The sequence below is a fragment of the Anaeromyxobacter sp. SG66 genome (assembly GCF_022690805.1).
In the GTDB taxonomy this organism is placed as follows: Bacteria; Myxococcota; Myxococcia; order Myxococcales; family Anaeromyxobacteraceae; genus Anaeromyxobacter; species Anaeromyxobacter soli.
Genome location: NZ_JALCZC010000179.1, coordinates 1 through 5006, shown reverse-complemented (window position 1 = coordinate 5006; position 5006 = coordinate 1). Strand labels below are relative to the sequence as shown.

4 protein-coding genes are annotated in these 5006 nt (G+C 73.8%); 1 reads left to right on the top strand and 3 read right to left on the bottom strand.

Annotated features, from left to right (window positions below; all coding sequences use genetic code 11):
- Positions 1 to 462: 462 nt before the first annotated feature.
- The 3 genes from MNZ39_RS23210 to MNZ39_RS23200 all read right to left on the bottom strand — a co-directional run bounded on the left by MNZ39_RS23210 (position 463) and on the right by MNZ39_RS23200 (position 4178).
- Positions 463 to 1872, bottom strand: coding sequence for a sigma-54 dependent transcriptional regulator (locus MNZ39_RS23210; RefSeq protein WP_242341466.1), 1410 nt, complete (start codon positions 1870 to 1872; stop codon positions 463 to 465).
- A complete protein-coding gene (locus tag MNZ39_RS23205) occupies positions 1869 to 3581 on the bottom strand; it encodes a transporter substrate-binding domain-containing protein (RefSeq protein ID WP_242341465.1) in 1713 nt (570 codons plus the stop codon). The genes MNZ39_RS23210 and MNZ39_RS23205 overlap by 4 nt, the downstream gene beginning before the upstream one ends.
- A gap of 81 nt (positions 3582 to 3662) precedes the next feature.
- Complete coding sequence (locus tag MNZ39_RS23200) at positions 3663 to 4178, bottom strand: plastocyanin/azurin family copper-binding protein (RefSeq protein WP_242341464.1); 516 nt, start codon at positions 4176 to 4178, stop codon at positions 3663 to 3665.
- A gap of 389 nt (positions 4179 to 4567) precedes the next feature.
- On the opposite strand from MNZ39_RS23200, the gene MNZ39_RS23195 reads away from it, so the two are divergent.
- On the top strand, positions 4568 to 4999 hold the full coding sequence (locus MNZ39_RS23195) for a DoxX family membrane protein (RefSeq protein ID WP_242341463.1): 432 nt from the start codon (positions 4568 to 4570) through the stop codon (positions 4997 to 4999).
- Positions 5000 to 5006 lie beyond the last annotated feature (7 nt).

The following is a 5006-nucleotide window of genomic DNA, read 5'->3' as shown; positions in this document are numbered from 1 at the left end:
TCCCCTCTTCGTCCTGGCAGACTCAGAGGATCAGAGGCGCTTGCGCGCTTCAACTTTCAAACTGCCTCGTATCGCAGACGATCGATCTCACTCGCCATTTGTCGCGCGATCGTGGGGATACTTCAGGCCGAGCTCACAACCTACTTCACGCAGAGAGAACCTTCGGACGCGAGCACATGGACCGCTTCCGCCGCGACGCGGGCGACGGGCCATCGTCGCTCTCGCGCGCTGACGTGGCGCCTCTGCGTCCCGTCATGCAGCTGGGAATGTGGGCGCCGTGACCCTGCGGCGACCCGGAGTTGGCCGAGCAGTGCTCCGCCCTGAGCGTTCCCGGCGCGCGCGTGCCGACCCGTCAATGACCAGCCGGAGCGCGCGGTGCGCCGCTCGGCCGACCGAAGCCGCTCCCCCGGTCAGCAGCCGAAGATGTGACGAATCCTGAGGGCGCAGCCCCCGTGAGATCATTCACCGACGCCAGGCCTTGAGGCGCTTCGACAGGGCGGGCTGCGAGAGGCCGATGAGGCGGGCCGCGAGCGTCTGGTTGCCGCCGGCTCGCGCCATGGCCTCGCGGGCGAGGAGCTCGAGCGCCTCGTCGAACGTGGGGAGCCGCTCGGCCCCGGCGAACGGGTTCGCGTCCGCCTCCGGATCGGCGCGGCCGCCGTCGGCGACGCGCCCGATCGCCGCCACGAAGGCGTCCATCGACAGGACGCGATCCACGTGGAGCGTGACCGCGTCGAACACCATCGCGCGCAGCTCGCGTACGTTCCCCGGGAAGTCGTGCGTCGCGAGGAGCTGCGCGAGCTGGCGCGGCGGCGTGGGCTTCTTCTTGCCGAGCGCGCGCGACGCCTCCTCGAGGAAGTGGTCGAGGAGCAGCGGCAGGTCCTCCTTCCGCTCCCGCAGCGGCGGCACGCGCACGCGGTGGGTGCGCAGCCGGTAGAAGAGGTCGCGCCGGAAGCTGCCGGCCCGCTCCTTCGCGGCGAGGTCCTGGTGCGTGGCGGCGATGACGCGCGCCTTCACGCGCCGCGGGCGGTCGCTGCCGAGCGGGAAGAACTCGCCGTCCTGCAGGAAGCGCAGGAGCTTCACCTGCGACGCCATCGACAGGTCGCCGATCTCGTCGAGGAACAGGGTCCCGTCCGCCGCCTCCTCCACCATGCCGCGCCGCGGCTGGTCCGCGCCGGTGAAGGCGCCGCGCACGTGCCCGAAGAGCGTGTCCGCGAAGACCGCGTCGTCGAGGCCGGCGACGTTCACGGCCACGAGCTTCCCGGCGCAGCCGGAGACCGCGTGGGCGGCCCGCGCGACGAGCTCCTTGCCCACCCCGCTCTCGCCCGTGACGAGCAGGGGCTGGGCGCTCCTCGCCACCGCCTCCACGTACGAGAAGAGCGTCCGCATGGTGGGATCGCGCGTCACGATCCCGGCGAACGCCTCCGGGTGGCGGAGCTCGCCGGAGAGGAGCCGCGTCGCGACCTCGACGTTCTCCCGCTGGAGCTCCTGCATGCGGAGGGCGCGCAGGACGCCCGCGACGAGCCGATCCTCCTCCTCGGTCTTCACGTGGTAGTCGAACGCGCCGAGCTTCACGCAGCGCACGGCGGTCTCGACCTGGTTCAGCCCGGAGACGACGATGACCGCCACCTCGGGGTGCTCCGCCGCGATGCGCGGCAGGAGCTCCTCGCCCGAGAGGTGCGGCATGGTGAGGTCGAGGAGCACGACGCCGATGTCGTCGCCGTCGAGGATCTCCAGCACGCGCCGCGGGTCCTGGCAGGTGACGACCCGGCGGATGCCGGCGGTGCGCTCCAGGGTGAGGCTCATGGCGCGCAGCCAGGCCGGCTCGTCGTCCACGAGCAGGATTCCGAAGGCGGAGGAGCCCGGGTCGCTCACGCGGCGGCCGCCTCCGGCGCGGCCGGGAGGGTGAGGGTGGCGGTCGTGCCGGCCCCCGGGGTGGAGGTGAGCGCGAGCGTGCCGCCGTGCTCCTTCACGATGCCCGCCGAGACCGAGAGCCCGAGGCCGGTCCCGCCCCCGCTCCGCTTGGTCGTGAAGAACGGCTCCTCGACGCGCGCGAGGTGCTCCGCCGCGATGCCCACGCCCTCGTCGCGCACCTCGAGCACGACGCGCCCGTCCTCTCGGCGGGTGGTGAGTCGCACGCCGCGGCCCGGCGCGGGCAAGGCCTCGGACGCGTTCACGAGCAGGTTCACCACCACCTGCTCGATGCGCTGCGCGCTCCCGAGCACCGCCGGCAGCGCGGGGGCGAGCTCGAGCTCGAAGCGCGCGGTCGCCTTCCGCAGCGCCGCGCCCGCGAGCCGCGCCGCCGCGCGCGCGACCTCGTTCAGATCCACGGGGGCGAGCGGCGGTGCGTCGTCGCGCCGGGCGAAGTCCTTGAGGTCCTCGACGATCCGCTGGATCCGCCGGCCGCTCTGGGCCATCTCGTCGAGGAGCTGCGGGAGCTCCTCGCGCATGCGGCGGTAGGGGAGGCCCGCGAGCGCGAGCCCGTCCGTGTCTCCGCGCGCGTCGAGCGCGTCGAGGGCGTCGAGGAGGGCGGCGCGCACGGTGGTCGTGTCGAGCAGGATGAGGCCCGTCGGGTTGTTGATCTCGTGGGCGACGCCGGAGACGAGGACCCCCAGCGCCGCGAGCTTGTCCGCCTGCAGGAGCTCCGCCTGGTGCCGCCGGAGCTCCTCCATCGCGCGCTGCCGCTCCTTCACCTCCGCGGCGAGCGAGGCGGTCCGCTGCGCCACCTGCCGCGAGAGGGAGCGCGACCAGAGGAGCACCGCCCCGAGGACGGCGAGGAGCGGCACGAGCACGATCGCCGCCCACCGCAGGGCCGTCTCCCAGCTGAGGCCGCGCGGCTCGAGCACCCCGAGCCAGCGCTGGTGGATCGCGTCGTAGCGGCCGGTCTTCTTCAGGATGGCGAGGCCCTCGTCGAGGCGGGCGAGGAGCGCCGCGTTGCCCTTCCGCACCGCGTAGCCGTAGGGCTCGCTCGCCACGGCGCGCGCGACCGGCTCCACGTTCGAGAGTCCGAGCTCGCGCGCGATGTACACGCCCGGCAGGAGCGCGAGCGCGACGTAGTCGTGGCGGCCGGAGGCGAGGAGCCGCATCGCGTCGGCGGGGGTGCCGGTCCGGACGAGCGCGGCGCCCATCCCGCGGCGGGTGAGCTCCTCGTCCATGATCCCGCCGCCGAAGACGATGACCTCCTTGCCGCGCAGGGCGTCGAGCGAGGTGACCTCCGGGGTGCCCTTCCGCGCGAACAGCGCGTGCTGGACGATGGCGTGGGGCGGGGCGAAGTCGAGCGTGCCGGCGCGGGCCTCGGAGAAGGAGATGCCCTGCAGCGCGTCGATCTCTCCCGCCTCGAGCGCCGCCCTGATCTCCGCCCAGTCGCCGAAGCGGAACGCGACCCGCAGGCCCATCACCTCGGCGATGGCGCGCGTGAGCTCGACGTTGTAGCCGGCGGGCTGGCCCTCGGCGTCGAGGAACTCGTAGGGCGGGTAGTCGCGATCGGCCCCGACCACGATGGTGCGCTCCGGGCCGGCGGCCGCGGACCGCGGGAGCGCGAGCAGGCTGGCCGCGAGCAGGGCGGCGGCGAGGCGGCGGCGCATGGAGGCGCGAGGCTACGCCGTCGTCCCGCCGGGGACAAGGCGCGGCGGGCCGGGCGGGCGGCGGGCCCGCCGCGCGCTCCCTCACTCGGTCGCGTACGGGCTCGAGGGCGCCGAGGGCATCGAGGGCGCCGTCGGCGTGGGGGTGGTCGTCGCCGGTGTGGCGGTGACCACGATCTCGCCGTTCGGCGTCGCCATCGTGCCGAGGTGGACCGAGCAGTAGTACGGGATCGTCGCGCCGACGGGCGCGTTCGCGGGGATCGTGAACGTCCGCTCCCCCGTGAACGAGCCGGTGTCGAACGAGACCCCGCTCGCCGCGCCCGGGCGGAACGCCCCTGCCGTGCTTTCGCTCGTGACGGAGTGCGGCATGGAGTCGAGGTTCCGCACCGTCACCGTGGCGCCAGGCGCCACCTCCAGCTTCAGCGGGCTGAACGCCATGCCCTTGATCGTGATCTCGTTCTGAGCCGTGGGGTTCGCGCTGGGCGTCGTCGTCCCGGGCGTCGGCATCGGGGTCGCGCTGCTCGAGCCGCTCGACGACCCACCGCCTCCGCACGCGACCAGCGTCGCGAGGAGCGCCCCCCACCTCGTCGTGAAACGCATACGACCTCCAGTCACCTTCAATACGGTCGGATGCGGGAGGCGTTACGCGGTGACCGCGCGCCCCTTCAAAGCGACGATCAGCCGAGGCGGGGCATGACCGCGGCGACGATCCGGTCGCAGCGCGACGCGAGGCGGGCGGGAGAAGATCGAGGGCGCGCTGGAGGAACGACGTCGCCTCTCGCGCCGCGGCCCGATCCTCGGGCGAGCGGTCGGGCAACGCAGGCGCCTCGTCCTCCGCCTCCGGCGCGTCGAGCCGCTCCACACCCGTCCGCCGCAGCCGCCCGAGCGCCTCGTCGACGGCGATCCCGGTGAGCCAGGTCGAGGAGGCCGCCAGGCCGGCGAACGTAACCCCTCGCCGCCTCCGCGCATCCGACTGCGAGGAGGGAATCATGGAGAAGACCACAGTGAAGGCCTACCGGGTGCTCCGGATCGCCTATGGCGTCGTGCCCATCGTCGCCGGGCTCGACAAGTTCACGAACCTGCTCACCGACTGGCGGATGTACCTCAGCCCGCTCGCGATCCGGCTCCTGCCGGTCCGTCCGGAGCTGTTCATGCGGGCCGCGGGGATCGTGGAGATCGTCGTCGGGGCGGCGATCCTGCTCGGGTTCGCGCGGATCTTCGGCTTCGTGGCGATGGCGTGGCTCGCCGCGATCGCGCTGAACCTCGTCACGGCGGGCGCGTTCCTCGACGTGGCCGCGCGCGACGCGGTGATGGCGTGCGGCGCGTTCGCGCTCGGCGAGCTGGCGCGGGTGCACGAGCCCGTCCGCGCGCGCCGCGCCGCCCGCGCGGCGGCGCCGGAGGAGGCGCGCGCGCACGCGTGAGCCGCGG